General features: G+C 39.4%; 11 protein-coding genes and 19 tRNA genes. 2 read left to right on the top strand and 28 right to left on the bottom strand.

The window, feature by feature from the left end; all coding sequences use genetic code 11:
- Nucleotides 1-20: 20 nt before the first annotated feature.
- From V7121_RS23955 to nagA, 3 genes are read right to left on the bottom strand one after another with little or no spacing between them, the layout of a single operon-like run.
- On the bottom strand, nucleotides 21-743 hold the full coding sequence (locus V7121_RS23955) for a GntR family transcriptional regulator (protein WP_335493699.1): 723 nt from the start codon (nucleotides 741-743) through the stop codon (nucleotides 21-23).
- Nucleotides 744-793: 50 nt separating this feature from the next.
- Nucleotides 794-1,531, bottom strand: coding sequence for a glucosamine-6-phosphate deaminase (gene nagB, locus V7121_RS23950; RefSeq protein ID WP_335493701.1), 738 nt, complete (start codon nucleotides 1,529-1,531; stop codon nucleotides 794-796).
- On the bottom strand, nucleotides 1,528-2,724 hold the full coding sequence (nagA, locus tag V7121_RS23945) for an N-acetylglucosamine-6-phosphate deacetylase (protein ID WP_335548106.1): 1,197 nt from the start codon (nucleotides 2,722-2,724) through the stop codon (nucleotides 1,528-1,530). Before nagA ends, nagB begins: the two co-directional genes overlap by 4 nt.
- Before the next feature lie 275 nt (nucleotides 2,725-2,999).
- Between nagA and nagE the strand changes: the two genes are divergently transcribed.
- The gene (gene nagE / locus V7121_RS23940) at nucleotides 3,000-4,448 is read left to right on the top strand and encodes an N-acetylglucosamine-specific PTS transporter subunit IIBC (RefSeq protein WP_335493704.1); all 1,449 of its coding nucleotides are present in this window, start codon (nucleotides 3,000-3,002) and stop codon (nucleotides 4,446-4,448) included.
- Nucleotides 4,449-4,502: 54 nt separating this feature from the next.
- On the opposite strand, the gene yhbH is transcribed toward nagE, so the two are convergent.
- From yhbH to queG, 6 genes are all read right to left on the bottom strand, one after another.
- On the bottom strand, nucleotides 4,503-5,669 hold the full coding sequence (yhbH, locus tag V7121_RS23935) for a sporulation protein YhbH (RefSeq protein ID WP_335493706.1): 1,167 nt from the start codon (nucleotides 5,667-5,669) through the stop codon (nucleotides 4,503-4,505).
- 274 nt (nucleotides 5,670-5,943) lie between these two features.
- The gene (locus V7121_RS23930) at nucleotides 5,944-7,839 is read right to left on the bottom strand and encodes a PrkA family serine protein kinase (protein WP_335493708.1); all 1,896 of its coding nucleotides are present in this window, start codon (nucleotides 7,837-7,839) and stop codon (nucleotides 5,944-5,946) included.
- A gap of 326 nt (nucleotides 7,840-8,165) precedes the next feature.
- Nucleotides 8,166-8,915 (bottom strand): oxygen-insensitive NADPH nitroreductase, encoded by a 750-nt coding sequence (gene nfsA / locus V7121_RS23925; protein WP_335548104.1) that lies wholly within the window; start codon nucleotides 8,913-8,915, stop codon nucleotides 8,166-8,168.
- A 52-nt stretch (nucleotides 8,916-8,967) separates the two neighbouring features.
- The gene (trmL, locus tag V7121_RS23920) at nucleotides 8,968-9,441 is read right to left on the bottom strand and encodes a tRNA (uridine(34)/cytosine(34)/5-carboxymethylaminomethyluridine(34)-2'-O)-methyltransferase TrmL (protein WP_335493710.1); all 474 of its coding nucleotides are present in this window, start codon (nucleotides 9,439-9,441) and stop codon (nucleotides 8,968-8,970) included.
- 73 nt (nucleotides 9,442-9,514) lie between these two features.
- Nucleotides 9,515-10,384: an amidase domain-containing protein gene (locus tag V7121_RS23915; RefSeq protein ID WP_335493711.1), complete on the bottom strand. Its 870-nt coding sequence runs from the start codon at nucleotides 10,382-10,384 to the stop codon at nucleotides 9,515-9,517.
- A gap of 87 nt (nucleotides 10,385-10,471) precedes the next feature.
- Nucleotides 10,472-11,602 carry a tRNA epoxyqueuosine(34) reductase QueG gene (queG, locus tag V7121_RS23910; protein WP_335548102.1) on the bottom strand — a complete coding sequence of 377 codons (1,131 nt, stop codon included), beginning with the start codon at nucleotides 11,600-11,602 and terminating at the stop codon, nucleotides 10,472-10,474.
- Between the two features lie 111 nt (nucleotides 11,603-11,713).
- Here queG and V7121_RS23905 point away from each other — a divergent pair, with 111 nt between their 5' ends.
- Complete coding sequence (locus V7121_RS23905) at nucleotides 11,714-12,385, top strand: B3/B4 domain-containing protein (protein ID WP_335493714.1); 672 nt, start codon at nucleotides 11,714-11,716, stop codon at nucleotides 12,383-12,385.
- Nucleotides 12,386-12,463: 78 nt separating this feature from the next.
- Here V7121_RS23905 and V7121_RS23900 read toward each other — a convergent pair.
- From V7121_RS23900 to V7121_RS23810, 19 genes are all read right to left on the bottom strand, one after another.
- Nucleotides 12,464-12,537 (bottom strand) — tRNA-Gly (locus V7121_RS23900).
- 701 nt (nucleotides 12,538-13,238) lie between these two features.
- Nucleotides 13,239-13,320: transfer RNA gene (locus V7121_RS23895), tRNA-Leu, on the bottom strand.
- Between the two features lie 27 nt (nucleotides 13,321-13,347).
- Nucleotides 13,348-13,433, bottom strand: a tRNA-Leu gene (locus tag V7121_RS23890).
- A 29-nt stretch (nucleotides 13,434-13,462) separates the two neighbouring features.
- Nucleotides 13,463-13,536 (bottom strand) — tRNA-Cys (locus V7121_RS23885).
- 8 nt (nucleotides 13,537-13,544) lie between these two features.
- Nucleotides 13,545-13,619: transfer RNA gene (locus V7121_RS23880), tRNA-Gly, on the bottom strand.
- 4 nt (nucleotides 13,620-13,623) lie between these two features.
- Nucleotides 13,624-13,698 (bottom strand) — tRNA-Gln (locus V7121_RS23875).
- A 27-nt stretch (nucleotides 13,699-13,725) separates the two neighbouring features.
- Nucleotides 13,726-13,801, bottom strand: a tRNA-His gene (locus tag V7121_RS23870).
- Between the two features lie 11 nt (nucleotides 13,802-13,812).
- Nucleotides 13,813-13,886 (bottom strand) — tRNA-Trp (locus tag V7121_RS23865).
- 5 nt (nucleotides 13,887-13,891) lie between these two features.
- A tRNA-Tyr gene (locus V7121_RS23860) sits at nucleotides 13,892-13,976 on the bottom strand.
- Nucleotides 13,977-14,003: 27 nt separating this feature from the next.
- A tRNA-Thr gene (locus V7121_RS23855) sits at nucleotides 14,004-14,079 on the bottom strand.
- Between the two features lie 13 nt (nucleotides 14,080-14,092).
- Nucleotides 14,093-14,165: transfer RNA gene (locus V7121_RS23850), tRNA-Phe, on the bottom strand.
- A 5-nt stretch (nucleotides 14,166-14,170) separates the two neighbouring features.
- Nucleotides 14,171-14,244: transfer RNA gene (locus V7121_RS23845), tRNA-Asp, on the bottom strand.
- Between the two features lie 2 nt (nucleotides 14,245-14,246).
- Nucleotides 14,247-14,320: transfer RNA gene (locus V7121_RS23840), tRNA-Met, on the bottom strand.
- Between the two features lie 185 nt (nucleotides 14,321-14,505).
- Nucleotides 14,506-14,598 (bottom strand) — tRNA-Ser (locus tag V7121_RS23835).
- Between the two features lie 18 nt (nucleotides 14,599-14,616).
- A tRNA-Ile gene (locus tag V7121_RS23830) sits at nucleotides 14,617-14,693 on the bottom strand.
- Nucleotides 14,694-14,712: 19 nt separating this feature from the next.
- A tRNA-Met gene (locus V7121_RS23825) sits at nucleotides 14,713-14,789 on the bottom strand.
- 22 nt (nucleotides 14,790-14,811) lie between these two features.
- Nucleotides 14,812-14,887, bottom strand: a tRNA-Ala gene (locus V7121_RS23820).
- Between the two features lie 17 nt (nucleotides 14,888-14,904).
- Nucleotides 14,905-14,981 (bottom strand) — tRNA-Pro (locus V7121_RS23815).
- A 6-nt stretch (nucleotides 14,982-14,987) separates the two neighbouring features.
- A tRNA-Arg gene (locus tag V7121_RS23810) sits at nucleotides 14,988-15,061 on the bottom strand.
- Nucleotides 15,062-15,102: the final 41 nt, after the last annotated feature.

Genomic DNA, 15,102 nt, shown 5'->3' with positions numbered 1-15,102 from the left:
ATAACCTCCATTACTTGATTTCAACGTTTCATTTGTATCATAAATTTATATCGATCGGCTCGATAGACTGATTTAACAAATTCAACAGGGGTATTGTCTTGTAGAAATGTGTTTCTTTGGATTAACATAACTGGTGCACCGTTGTTTATTCTTAAATGACTGGCTTCACTTTGACTTGCAACTGATGATTCAATGATTTGGGAAGCACTATCAATTTTTAAGCCTAATTGTTCTTCAATATATGCGTACAGGGATTTATTTACAATTTCTTCTGTAAGTCCTTTAATCAAATTTGCTGATATATAATTCGTTTCAAGGGCCATTGGGACATTATCTGCCATGCGAATCCGTTTGATTTCATATACGGGTCCATATTCGGAAATCAGCAATTGTCCTGCTATTTGTCTTGTCGCAGGAATAAGTTCGAAGTGGATTAATTGGCTTCCAGGTTCGAATCCTCTTGCCTTCATATCTTCAGTAAAACTTGTTAATCCTTGAAGGGGCTGTTCGATCTTTCTTTCTGCAACAAAAGTACCCTTCCCTTGCAATCGATAAAGGAATCCTTCATTTACTAGTTGTGTAAATGCCTGTCTTACTGTCATACGGCTTATTTGATATCTTTCTGCATATTCTCTTTCTGGAGGAAGAGAATCACCTGGACGTAACTCACCGTTTTCAATTAACTCTTTAATATTTTCCTCAATTTGATAATAAATCGGAATGGGAGAATTCTTTTTAATCATTTTCCTCCTACTGCATCCTTTCCTCTATATAGGAACTAAGGTTATGTTTTTTAGCAATAAACCCTTTGTTTTGCTATTGCCGCCTTATCTGCAATAATTGTAACACAAGGATGATTTTTCAGCACTGAGGCAGGAAAACTTTCATGAATCTCCCCATTTACCAATCTAAATAGCGCTTCTCCTTTCTCTTCACCTGACACAAGAAGCAGAATTTCTTTGCTTTTCAAAATGGTCGAAATCCCCATCGTAATAGCTTGAGTGGGAACATCTTCAATTCTGTTAAAAAATCTTGCATTTGCTTGAATAGTCGAGGAAGCCAACTCTACAATATGCGTCTTTGAAGCAAAGGAAGTTCCAGGTTCATTAAATCCAATATGTCCGTTACTTCCAATACCGAGGATTTGTAAATCAATTCCGCTATGCTTTGTTAGTAGATCCTCATAATGATTGCATTCTTCTTGTAAATCTGCAGCCATGCCGCTCGGAATATTTGTTTTCGCATTGTTAATATCAATATAATTAAAAAGTTGATGATCCATAAAATAGCGATAACTGTTCTGATTATCACCAGCAAGCCCAATATACTCATCCAAATTAAAAGTAGTTACTTTCTGATAAGAAGTTCCGTTTTTTCGGTGATCCTCAATTAACCTCTGATATGTGCCAATTGGGGTACTACCTGTTGCCAACCCCAGTTTAATACTTGGATTTTGAACTACCTTTTCAATTATATATTCTGCTGCTGTCGTACTCATTTGTTGATAGTCATTTACTTCGATAATCTTCATTTTGAGTTTTCCTCCCTGTTAAATGTCTGAACCCCACGGCAGATTGTCTGATAGACCTCCAATTCCGAATCTAAAATAACAATATCTGCATCTTTTCCAACAGAAATACTGCCCTTTCGATGGTAAATATTAAGTTGCTTTGCAGGGTTTGCTGAAGCCATTTCTATAGCATCTTCAAGTGAACAACCAGTGAATGTTATGATATTTTTTAGAGCATGCCCCAATTTCAAAATACTTCCGGCAAGAGTTCCGTCATCAAGGACTGCTTTACCATCTTTAACAATTACCTCTTGTCCGCCTAGATCATATTTACCATTTTTCAAACATTTTGCCCGCATCGAGTCGGTTATTAAAATTAGCCCTTCCCTTTGCTTTTGTTTGAAAGCAAGTTTTACCATTTCCGGACGAACATGAACCCCATCAACAATTATTTCAGCCTTTAATTCTTCCCGTAAAAATACAGCGCCTACAACACCCGGTTCGCGGTGATGAAGCCCCCTCATTTGATTAAACAAGTGGGTGGCATGATTTGCACCAACATCTATTGCATGGTTAACCTGATCGTAGGTCGCATCTGTATGACCAATAGATGCAATAACCCCATTCTCCTTTAAGTAACGAATCATGTCTAACCCGCCCGGCTGTTCGGGTGCAAGTGTGACCAGTTTAATATTTCCATTCGTGAGTTTTTGCCACTCTTTAAATAGGGTTAGGTTTGGATCAACAATATATTGAACTGGCTGTGCCCCTGCTCTTTTAGCATTTACAAACGGACCTTCGAGATGAATCCCCAATATTTCGGCTTGTCCATTTTTATTCTGATTCTGAATGTATTGACCAGCATTGATTAAAGCATTCTCTATTTGTTTTCCTTCTTGAGTCATAGTTGTGGCTAAAAAGCTTGTCGTCCCTTCTCTCGGCAGAGCCAAAACCATAGTGTCTAGTGCTTCCTTTGTTGCGTCCATGGTATCAGCACCATTGACACCATGAATATGAACATCAATTAAGCCAGGAATTGCTTTAAAATGTTTAGGAAGTTCAATTACCTCAAATTCAGTCTCATCATTAAGAGCATTTATCGAACCAATCTCCACTATTTTTCCATCATTTATTTTAATAAACCCGTCTTCAATAATTATTCCTTCAGCATAGACTTGGATTCCTTTAAGTAAAATAGGATTGATTTGAGTCATAAATATAACTTCCCTTCAGGTATTTCAACATCTTTATAATATCATCACCATTTTCTAGTTGTCTATACCAATTTAGATAAATCTATTATCTGGAGCTCCAAATGATTTCAAATTTTAATGGAATACAGTCTTATCAATTTTATAAAATGATTAAAATTGGTATAGACATCTGTAAATACTTAATGATATAGTTAGAAATGGAAAAGCGCTTACACCAGATTTAATGAAATAATTACCTTATTTGTTTTTTTAAAACGACTTTTAGGAGGTTTAAAATGAAGAAATATTTACAAAGAATTGGTCGTTCATTAATGTTACCTGTAGCTGTTTTACCCGCTGCAGCCATTTTGATGGGGATTGGTTATTGGATCGACCCTACAGGATGGGGAGCGGATAGTCCACTGGCTGCTTTCCTCATAAAAGCCGGTGCATCAATAATTGATAATATCCCAATCTTATTTGCCGTCGGGGTAGCACTTGGGATGGCGAAAGAAAAGGATGGTTCATCCGCATTAAGCGGTTTAGTCGCATACCTTGTTGTGACAACCTTACTTTCAACAGGGTCAGTTTCATTGCTGCAAGGAATTAAACCCGAAGACGTTGATCCTGCCTTTGGAAAGATTGGAAATGCATTTGTTGGCATTCTTTCCGGTATTGTTGCTTCGATGATGTACAATCGCTTTAGCCACGTTAAATTACCTGATGCTTTGGCATTTTTCTCTGGTAAACGGCTTGTGCCAATCATGACAGCGGTATCAATGCTTGTGGTTTCTGCGGTATTATTCTTCTTATGGCCAGTTATTTTTACAGGGCTAGTCTCATTCGGTAAAGGCATTTCTCATTTAGGCGCCTTTGGAGCAGGTTTATATGGATTCTTTAACCGTTTATTGATTCCAACAGGTCTGCACCATGCCTTAAACTCAGTTTTCTGGTTTGACGTAGCTGGAATTAACGATATCGGTAATTTCTGGGCTGGAAAAGGGACAAAGGGTGTTACTGGTATGTATCAAGCAGGATTCTTCCCTGTCATGATGTTTGGTTTACCTGCAGCAGCACTTGCAATGTACCATACTGCAAAAGACAAAAAGAAAAAGACAGTTGCATCCTTAATGTTAGCTGCCGGTTTTGCAGCATTCTTTACAGGAGTAACAGAGCCAATTGAATTTGCCTTTATGTTTGTAGCTCCAATGCTTTATGTGGTGCATGCGGTATTAACAGGTATTTCCTTAGCCATCGCAGCAGCTTTCCATTGGACGGCTGGATTTGGATTTAGTGCAGGTCTTGTTGACTTTATTTTAAGTTCTAGATTACCGTTAGCAAACCACCCTTATATGTTAATAGTTCAAGGCCTAGTATTTGCTGTAATCTATTATTTCTTATTTAGATTCATCATTACAAAGTTCAACTTGATGACTCCTGGACGTGAAGACGATGATGAAGAATCTCCTGAGATCAATGTTGGAACAGGTGAAAGTAAATTTGCAGTTATGGCTGCACAGATTTATGAAGGATTAGGTGGAGACGCCAACGTAACTTCTGTTGACAATTGTGTTACGCGTTTAAGAATGGAAGTAAAAAATATGAATGCCGTCGATCAACAAAAAATTAAAGCGACTGGTGTCCCAGGAATAAATATCGTTGGAAAGCAAAGTATTCAAGTAATTGTAGGAACGAATGTACAATTCGTTGCAGATGAAATTTTAAAACTACGCAATACCAAGTGAATATTTTCCTATCATATCAACGAAACGACTGGTGCTTGACACCAGTCGTTTTTGTTAAGCGAATAATTTCGTTTCTTCTGCTTGGAAAAAGCTCTTCATCGCATGGAAGACATCTGCTTTTTGCTTCAGAATATAGTAGCGGAATTGGTCGTCTTTAATGTTCTTATAGGCAGACATTAAGGTAGAATGGCGATTGTACTGATTTACCTCTCCATAACCGAACATGTTTGACACCTTCATTAATTCTTCAACAAGCTTCACACAGCGGGCATTATCCGAAGTCAGATTGTCACCGTCTGAAAAGTGGAAAGGATAGATGTTGAACTTTCGTGGATTATATTTCGCATCAATAATTTCAAGTGCTTTCCGGTAAGCAGAAGAACAAATCGTTCCGCCACTTTCCCCCTTCGAGAAGAAATCTTCCTCTGTAACCACTTTAGCTTCCGTATGATGGGCAATAAATTCAATCTCCACTGTTTCATATTTAGTTCTTAAAAAGCGAGTCATCCAGAAGAAAAAGCTGCGTGCCATATACTTTTCCCAGATACCCATCGAACCACTTGTATCCATCATCGCAATTACAACTGCTTTAGAATCTGGTTTGATGACTTCATTCCAGGTCTTAAATTTTAAATCATCTTTGTAAATTGGGTGGAATGCCGGCTTCCCTGTCATCGCATTCCTTTTAAAAGCTGACATCATCGTGCGTTTCTTATCAATATTCCCCATTAACCCGGTTTTCCGAATATCATTAAATTCAATGTTTTCAACCAGATGTTCTTGTTCTTCTTTTCTCTTTAAATTAGGCAGTTCTAATTGTTTAAATAATGCTTCCTCAAGTTCCATTAAGGACACTTCTGCCTCAAAATAATCTTCCCCTGCTTGGTCCCCAGCTCCTTGACCCTTTCCTGGTCCCTTTTGTCCGCTAGAGCCATCACGTGCTACAACATCACCGACTTGACTGTCACCATCACCTTGGCCCACGTGTTTGTTTTTGTCATAATTATAGCGAATTTTATATTCGTCCAATGAACGAATTGGAATTTTTACTACATCTCGACCATTAGACATGATTATACTTTCTTCTGTAATTAGGTCTGGTAGATTGTTACGAATAGCCTCCTGGACTTTTTCTTGATGCCGCTGCTGGTCATCGTGGCCTTTACGGTGGAGGGACCAATCTTCTCTTGAAATGATAAATTGATGGTTATTAGTTGACAATGTAAACCCCTCCTTATTAATTTATTAGCTTCAAAAATGCACAAATTCTCATCCAACACATATGATAACGCGAGTGTAAAAATTAAGATAAATATGGATTACTTTATCCTATGCAGAATCAGAGAATAATTTACAAATTATTTTGACAATTGTGCCTTCGCCTATGGTATGGATCAGATTAAGAGAGCAGAAGAAATTTACTTTCGAAACTGAATAAGGAAAAAAATAGACTGACAGATATCCTTCTGCCAGTCCTAGCTATTTTAACCCCAACTTATCTATTTAAAAGGCTTCCAACATAACGTAATAGTTCATTAGCAGAAGTGGTATTATAGCCGTGTTCATCCACTAACCTAGCAACCACATTATTGATTTTTTTCAGTTGCTGTTCATCAGGTGTTTTGGAAGAGGTGGTAATTTTCACTACGTCCTTTAGATCAGCAAACAATTTCTTTTGAATGGCTTCACGAAGACGATCATGAGAGTTGTAGTCAAATCTTTTTCCTTTTCTAGCAAACGCTGAAATCCTAATCAGGACTTCCTCTCTAAAGGCTTTTTTCGCATTTTCAGAGATACCAATTTGTTCTTCAATCGATCTCATCAACTTCTCATCTGGATTGATTTCTTCACCAGTTAATTGATCGCGGAGCTTATTCTTATTGCAATATGCCTCAACATTATCAAGATAATTATCCATTAATGTTTTGGCAGATTCTTCGTACGAATACACAAATGCCTTTTGGACCTCATTCTTGGCAATATTATCATACTCTTTTCTTGCTAATGAGATATAATTCATATAACGTTCACGTAACTCTGTGGTGATGGACGGGTGTTGATCAAGCCCATCTTTTAATGACCTCAATACATCCAGAGCATTAATCGATGGTATTTCTTTACGAATGATGGTTGATGAAATCCGGTTAATCACATAACGCGGGTCAATACCACTCATACCTTCATCTGGATATTCCTTCTTGAGTTCATCGACATCCGCCGTATTAAAGCCCTCCACATTTTCACCATCATAAAGTCGCATTTTCTTAAGTAGATCAATATCGCCTTTTTTCGGTTCCTTTAAACGAGTTAGAATCGTAAACATCGCTGCGACCTTTAATGTATGCGGTGCGATGTGTACATCGGAAACATCGCTTTCATTGATCATCTTTTCATAAATTCTTTCCTCTTGTGACACCTTTAAGTTATACGGTATTGGCATCACAATAATCCTTGAATGAAGTGCTTCATTTTTCTTATTGGAGATAAAGGAACGATATTCCGTTTCATTCGTATGGGCAACAATAAGCTCATCCGCTGAGATCAGCGCAAATCGCCCTGCTTTAAAATTCCCTTCCTGGGTTAAAGAAAGCAAATGCCAGAGGAATTTCTCATCACATTTTAGCATCTCTTGGAACTCCATCATTCCACGATTAGCTTTATTCAGTTCACCATCGAATCGATAAGCACGTGGATCGGATTCAGAGCCATATTCCGCAATCGTTGAAAAATCGATACTTCCTGTTAAATCGGCAATATCCTGTGATTTCGGATCAGATGGGCTAAATGTTCCGATCCCTGTTCGTTTATCTTCGGAGAAGAAGATTCTTTCAACTAAAACATCCTCGATACGTCCACCATATTCCTGTTCTAGGCGCATCAAATTAAGTGGTGAAAGGTTGCCTTCAATTCGGATACCATACTCATCATGGAAATCCTTTCGCAAATGATGTGGAATTAAGTGAAGTGGATCCTCGTGCATCGGGCATCCCTTAATGGCAAACACTGAGCCTCGATCAGTGAGTGAGTAGGCTTCGAGTCCTCTTTTTAGCATAGTAACAAGGGTGGACTTACCGCCACTTACTGGGCCCATTAACAATAAAATACGCTTCCTGACATCCAGTCTTTTTGCAGCCGGATGGAAGTATTCTTCTACAAGCCTCTCAAGCGATTCCTCTAACCCAAATAACTGATTACTAAAGAATTCGTACTTTCTAGTCCCTTTTTCTTCGGTAATTCCCGCATCCTTAAGCATATTATAAACTCGTGAATGTGCCGACTGTGCAACCCATGGCTTCTCCTTCAGCAACTGTAAATAGTCTGCGAATGACCCTTCCCAACGTAACTTTTCTTCTTCTTCGCGATACATCTCGATTTTTTTTAGAATATCCATAAGGCCCTCCCCTTGTAGGTTAATCAAGAGACGTTTAATATACTCTATGCTCCTGAGCTTTTGAACATGCGTAACCAATGTGAGATAGCATCTATCTTTTTTGTTTCAGTAATAAACATCTTCCTCTTTTCATTTTTATAAGATAGGCTATAATAAAACTATATGTGTGATAAAAATGAAAAATGTATGACGAAGGAGGATTACATAAATATGAATACGTTCATCGTTTGTTTAGTAATGGTTGCATTTTTATCGGCAATCTTCACAGCAGGTTATAATGACAAACCAGGTTCAACAAAATAAAAGCTGCCAAATTGGCAGCTTTTTTAGTGAAGATCAAGTTTATTTTTTTGTACAAATTCCCTCATATACATTCTACTTTTCCGATCAAGCATGAGAGCCATTTGTTCTGTCCAGCGGTCTTTTCTTTTTCCGCCTGTCCGCTCTTCATAGTAGCTAGAAATTAATTGATCATATTCTTGAAGCTGGCTGACATAAATCTCTTTATTTTGTTCATATTGATCCTCATGATACACATGTTCGTACGGCAACCTTGGTTTTGTTTCAGTTTTTTTGGTTGGCACCCCAACAGCAAGACCAAATAAAGGAATAACACGGTCAGGTGTTTTTAAAATCTTTTTCACATCATCAAGATTGTTGCGAATTCCACCTATGTAGCAAATTCCTAACCCCATCGATTCAGCTGCAATTGCTGCATTCTGAGCAGCTAATGAAGCATCAATAAGAGCTACCATAAACTTTTCCGTACTTTCAATGGAAGGAGTAACATTTATTTGTTCCTTCTCTCCTATTATCGTATGGCGGTAAAGATCCGCACAAAAAACAAAAAAGTGGCCATTTTTTTCAACATATTCTTGGTTCCCAGCAATCTCAGCTAATTTTTTCTTCTTCTCTTTGTCCTTAACACCAATAATAGAGTAGGCTTGAATAAAACTCGATGTGGACGCAGATTGAGCACAAGTAACAATTGTTTTGATTTGTTCATCTGTTAATGGTTTGTCCTCAAAATGCCGGAGTGAGCGATGGTTTTGAATCGTTTCAATCACTTTATTCATAAAAACCTTCCTTTCATTTAATCAAAAGGAGGCCCGATTGGACCTCCTTTAATTATTTTAGATGAGCATAATTTTGTTGACGAAGCGCTTCGTAAATTAGAATGGCAGCTGTATTTGAAAGATTCAAGGAACGAATATTTTCAGTCATCGGAATCCTCAAGCTAGTATCTTTATTAGCTTCAATTACATCTTTCGGAAGCCCCGTCGTTTCCCGTCCGAAAATAAAGTAATAATCTTTACTTGGATCACTATAATTAAAACTACTATACGTCTTTTCTCCGAATTTTGTAATATAAAAGAATTCACTGCCTGCATTCTTCTCATAAAAGTCTTCAAGAGAATCGTAATAGACAATATTAACATATTCCCAATAATCCAAGCCTGCTCTTTTTAACATTTTGTCATCCGTCGAAAAACCCAATGGACGGATTAAATGTAAATTTGTATCTGTTCCTGCACAAGTCCTTGCGATATTTCCGGTATTAGAAGGAATCTGTGGCTGATATAATACTACATTTATTGACACGTTTCTCACCTCAATAAAAAACTCTACATGCCATTATACCACTATGAGTTATCCTTTCAATAATGAAGCACTTTTAACCGAGTAAGTGATAAAATTTATATTTAATTTTAGGTGTGTATGCAGATGAATCTTCATATGCCCAATACCTCATACGGCTATTATACGTATGAGCATTAACTAATGGCATTCCATACGCATCCTTTCCAGTAACAATCGTATTATGATTAAACCGTCCATCTCCTTCAAAATCGTAGCAAATAACATCACCCAATAATAATTGGTCTGGGCTGCTCACCTCATTAGCCTGCAATCCGCTTTTTGAATTGGCTAAGTAGATCCTAAGTGAGTTTGCGACTGCCCAGCTATAGCTCCAATTATTATTTTGCAGCCACCAGCCTGCTCCCTTATTGGGATAACCCCTCATTGGTGCTCCACCAACATGTAGGCATTGGGAGATAAAGTTAGTGCAATCATTTTCAAACTTTTTATAAGCGGGATTATAGCTATTCCACCAGCGTTCCGCATACTGTACAGCCTTTAAACGATCGTATTGAAAACTTAATCTTTCCTCTTGATCATGATTATCTAAGTCTGGGGGCTGACTAGCTTCTTTTTGCTCAAATGAATTGATTTCCTCATCCATCACTAAAGCCTCTTTATAAAACTTAGCTAATCTTTCTTCTACTTCCTCTTCCATGTAAAGCAACTCTTTTTGCTTGATTAAGTATTGGTAATGTGCCTGATATCTCACAGTCTGAAATTCATCCTCTTTCACTGTCTCTATAATTCTGCCTGTAGTTTTCACTTTCACAATTTCTGCAGACCTTTTAGCTAATGCACTTTGTTTCTTTTCAGCTTTTGGAAAAAAAACTTTATGAGATCTTTTATCAGACACAAATTGATTAACTCTCTTTTCAAATAAATCTTGAATCAAATGAAGCATATTCTCACCCCTTTCTTTCATTCATATGAGAAAAGAAAGGTTTATATCAAAAAAAAATAAGCGAACTAGCTGAGTTCGCTCTGGTTACTATCTAAATAAACGTAAGCCTTTTTCTATTTCAGTTTGTACTTCAGGATCAGTTTCACGTTCTTGTGCTTTTTTTAGGGCGGAGAAGGCTGCTTCACCACCAATTTTCCCAAGAGCCCATGCAGCTGTACCTCTTGAAACAGGGCCTGCCTCATTCTCTAAAATATCTATCAAATCAGGAATCGAAGTTTCATCCTTAAAGTGTGCGAGTGCAATAATTGCATTTCTTTGAATCGGCTTTTTCCCTCGCCACGAACCAGCTACTTGTCCAAAATTAGTTTTAAACTCCCGATTACTTAATTTAAGGATTGGCTTTAATAAAGGTTTAGCCACTTCAGGATTAGGCTCTAATTCTTCATGTAAATGAAAGTTCTTGCCCTTGTTAACTGGACATGCCGTTTGGCAAGAGTCACAGCCATAGACTCGGTTTCCAAGCTTCTCCCTAAACTCATCTGGAATGAATGTTTTTGTTTGGGTTAAAAAAGAAATACAGTGCTGTGCATTAATCTGTCCCCCTTGAACAAGGGCACCTGTTGGACATGCATCCAAACACTTAGTGCATGACCCACACTGATCTTCCATCGGTGTATCCGGTTTAAAAGGAATATTTGTAATCATTTCTCCCAAATAAACATAAGAACCAAATTCGGGGGTAATAATCGAACAATTTTTCCCGCTCCAACCGATTCCTGCCCGCTCCGCTACAGCGCGATCTGAGAGTTCTCCAGTATCAACCATCGATTTTAACCTTGCCTCAGGTATCTTGGTTGTGATAAATTCCTCTAGTTTTTTCAGCCTATCCTTTAGCACATGATGATAGTCGAGCCCCCAGGATGCCCGGCTGAAAATCCCCCTCCTCTCCCCTTTTTTGCTTTCCACACGAATTTTCATTTTGGAAGGATAAGCAATAGCAATAGATATGATTGATTGAGGTTTCTCTAGTAATAAGGAGGGGGTCACTCTTTTCTCTAAATCTGGTTCTTCGAATCCTGACTGGTAGTTTAGTTCCTGCTGCCTTATTAATCGATTTTTTAATTCAGTAAACGTGTCAGTCGTCGTGAACCCGATTTTATCGATTCCAATCTCTTTACTAAAAGCGATGAGCTCTTCCTTTAATTTTTGGACATTCATTTAGTAACCTCCTTCTCTAGAAGTCATCTATAATTAATATTAAATAGGTTTATTTTTGTTGCGCATCTATTTATGATAAACTATTTTCATTGAATTTTGGAGGTGGAATCGTTGGAAATTATACTCTCAAGGGAAATAACCGAACGGATACCTAACTTTAAAGTGGGAATCATTGAATATAAAAATATTATTGTTGGTGATTCTCCACAAATGATTCGAGGAAGACTCCAGCTTTTCCAAGAATCTATTTATTTTGATTTAGAAAATAAAAATGTGAGTGACCTCCCGGGGATTCAGGAATGGCGTACAATCTTCAAAACGTTTGGGAAAGACCCGAATCGCTATCGTCCTTCCGTTGAAGCGTTATACAGAAGAGTTCAAAAACAAAATTACCTTTCATCCGTTCAAAGTGCCATTGATATTAATAATTTTTTCTCTTTACAATATCAAGTACCTATAGGAATTTACGATTTGGATAGCTTGAATGGGCCTGTTTGTATTCGTTTAGGAATAGAGGGAGATGAATATACTGGATTGAATGGGCGGATAAATTCTTTGCATCATCTGATAGTATCTTCAGATATTCAGGGTCCTTTCGGAAGTCCCTTCGTTGATTCTGATCGAGCACCTGTAACTTTAGCTACCAAGAATGCCCTGCAAATTATTTATTTGAGACCCTTAACCGATGATGAAAACTCGAAGAGATTAACAGAGTCATTAATGAACATGTTCACCCAAATCCATGGAGGAGAAGCTTCCTTTGAAATCGTAAGGTGTCCATAGGGCATCTTTTTTTTATATAGGAAAAAACGCAATTCATCGTTCTCTTATGTAACGATAAACTGCGTTAGTTATTATGTATGGAGCGGGTGAAGAGAATCGAACTCTCATCATCAGCTTGGAAGGCTGAGGTTTTACCACTAAACTACACCCGCATTTTTAAGATGATTCTTTATAATAGGCAACTGACTTTTATAATATTACACATTAATTTTAGTAAAGTCAAGGGAATATTGCAGAATTTGTCGAAATAAATCACTTAAGGTTAGGTTAACTTAATACATTTGAAGGGATTGTACTCCTACTTATCTTCTCAAAGTATCTAAGCCATCTCCAGAACCCATTGAGCTAAATTTTTAGTTCATCGGGCATCAGGGGCTGCTTCTCATTTACCGTATGGAGCAAATTTATGCCTGGGCGGGAAATGAGGGGAGCTCTCTTTTACCGTGGTGAGCTAATTTTGGCCTGGACGGGAAATGAGGGGGGCTCTCTTTTACCGTGCGGAGCATGAATAGACCTAGACGGGAAGTGAGGGGGGATTTCTTTTACCGTGCGGAGCAAAAATAGACCTAGACGGGAAATGAGGGGTCTGATTACCGTTGAGCTAATTTTTTCCGCTCTCCGGGCATCAGACGCTCCTTCTGATTACCGTTGAGCGGATTTTTTCCGCTCTCCGGGCATCAGACGCTCCTTCTGATTACCGTTGAGCGGATTTTTTCCACTCTCCGGGCATTAGACGCTCCTTCTGATTAATGATGTATTAATTTCTCTCGCTCAATGGGAATCGAATACAGTTTTTATATACAAAAAAAACGATCTACAATTAATGTAGATCGTCAATTAACTAATTTTTTAATACCGGTGATCGGGGTCGAACCGATACTCCTCACGGAACACGATTTTGAGTCGTGCGCGTCTGCCAATTCCGCCACACCGGCGCGTATTAAAGTATTTAGAGAATATAATGCCGAGGACCGGAATCGAACCGGTACGGTAGTCACCTACCGCAGGATTTTAAGTCCTGTGCGTCTGCCAGTTCCGCCACCCCGGCGAATTTCTAGTTACTTAGCAAATGAATTATGGAGGCGGCAACCGGATTCGAACCGGTGGTAAAGGTTTTGCAGACCTCTGCCTTACCACTTGGCTATGCCGCCATAAATATTGGAGCGGAAGACGGGATTCGAACCCGCGACCCCCACCTTGGCAAGGTGGTGTTCTACCACTGAACTACTTCCGCACATTGGCTGGGCTAGCTGGATTTGAACCAACGCATGTCGCAGTCAAAGTGCGATGCCTTACCGCTTGGCTATAGCCCAACGTTTAAAATAGGAAATTTGATAATATGGGGCGACTGATGGGAATCGAACCCACGAATGCCTGAACCACAATCAGGTGCGTTAACCACTTCGCCACAATCGCCATTATAAAATTGGCAGGGGTAGTAGGAATTGAACCCACACCAAAGGTTTTGGAGACCTTCGTTCTACCTTTAAACTATACCCCTATAAATGGTGGAGGGGGACGGATTCGAACCGCCGAACCCGGAGGGAGCGGATTTACAGTCCGCCGCGTTTAGCCACTTCGCTACCCCTCCACATATATTATTCACATTGCCAGCTTATGGTGCCGGCGAGAGGACTTGAACCCCCAACCTACTGATTACGATTCAGTTGCTCTACCAGTTGAGCTACACCGGCAAAAAACTAAAGGTGGCTCAGGACGGAATCGAACCGCCGACACAAGGATTTTCAGTCCTTTGCTCTACCGACTGAGCTACTGAGCCAAACACGGTCTGGACGGGACTCGAACCCGCGACCTCCTGCGTGACAGGCAGGCATTCTAACCAACTGAACTACCAGACCAATTGCGGGGACAGGATTTGAACCTGCGACCTTCGGGTTATGAGCCCGACGAGCTACCAGACTGCTCCACCCCGCGATAATAAAAATTATTAATTTTAGAGCATGCTCCATGTTTTGTTACTGACCGCCCCGATTTCAGAAAGCTTATTCAAGCAGCGGCTCAATCGTTGCGCTGTAGATTATTCGAAGTAGCATATTCGAACGTGCTCCACCTCGCGATAATAAAAATTAAGTTATTAAAAATTAAATTATTAAAAACTATGGAGGAGGAAGAGGGATTCGAACCCCCGCGCGGTATGACCCGCCTGTCGGTTTTCAAGACCGATCCCTTCAGCCAAACTTGGGTATTCCTCCGAAATATTATGAAGCTAATGGTGGACCTTGTAGGACTCGAACCTACGACCGGACGGTTATGAGCCGTCTGCTCTAACCAGCTGAGCTAAAGGTCCAAGTAAATTAAGTAATATTTGGTAGCGGCGGAGGGGATCGAACCCCCGACCTTACGGGTATGAACCGTACGCTCTAGCCAGCTGAGCTACACCGCCATATTGGTATTTGTAAAATTCTTGGTGGAGTCTAGGGGGATCGAACCCCTGACCTCCTGCGTGCAAAGCAGGCGCTCTCCCAGCTGAGCTAAGACCCCATATAATATTGGAAGCATGGTCGGGAAGACAGGATTCGAACCTGCGACCCCTTGGTCCCAAACCAAGTGCTCTACCAAGCTGAGCTACTTCCCGTAAAAGTGCGCCCTGAGAGATTCGAACTCCCGACCTTTTGATTCGTAGTCAAACACTCTATCCAGCTGAGCTAAGGGCGCATATAAAATTTACTAAATTAAATGGTGCCGAGGACCGGAAT

The sequence above is a fragment of the Neobacillus drentensis genome, from assembly GCF_036962125.1.
In the GTDB taxonomy this organism is placed as follows: Bacteria; Bacillota; Bacilli; order Bacillales; family Cytobacillaceae; genus Neobacillus; species Neobacillus drentensis_B.
This window is presented reverse-complemented; position numbering and strand designations above follow the sequence as displayed.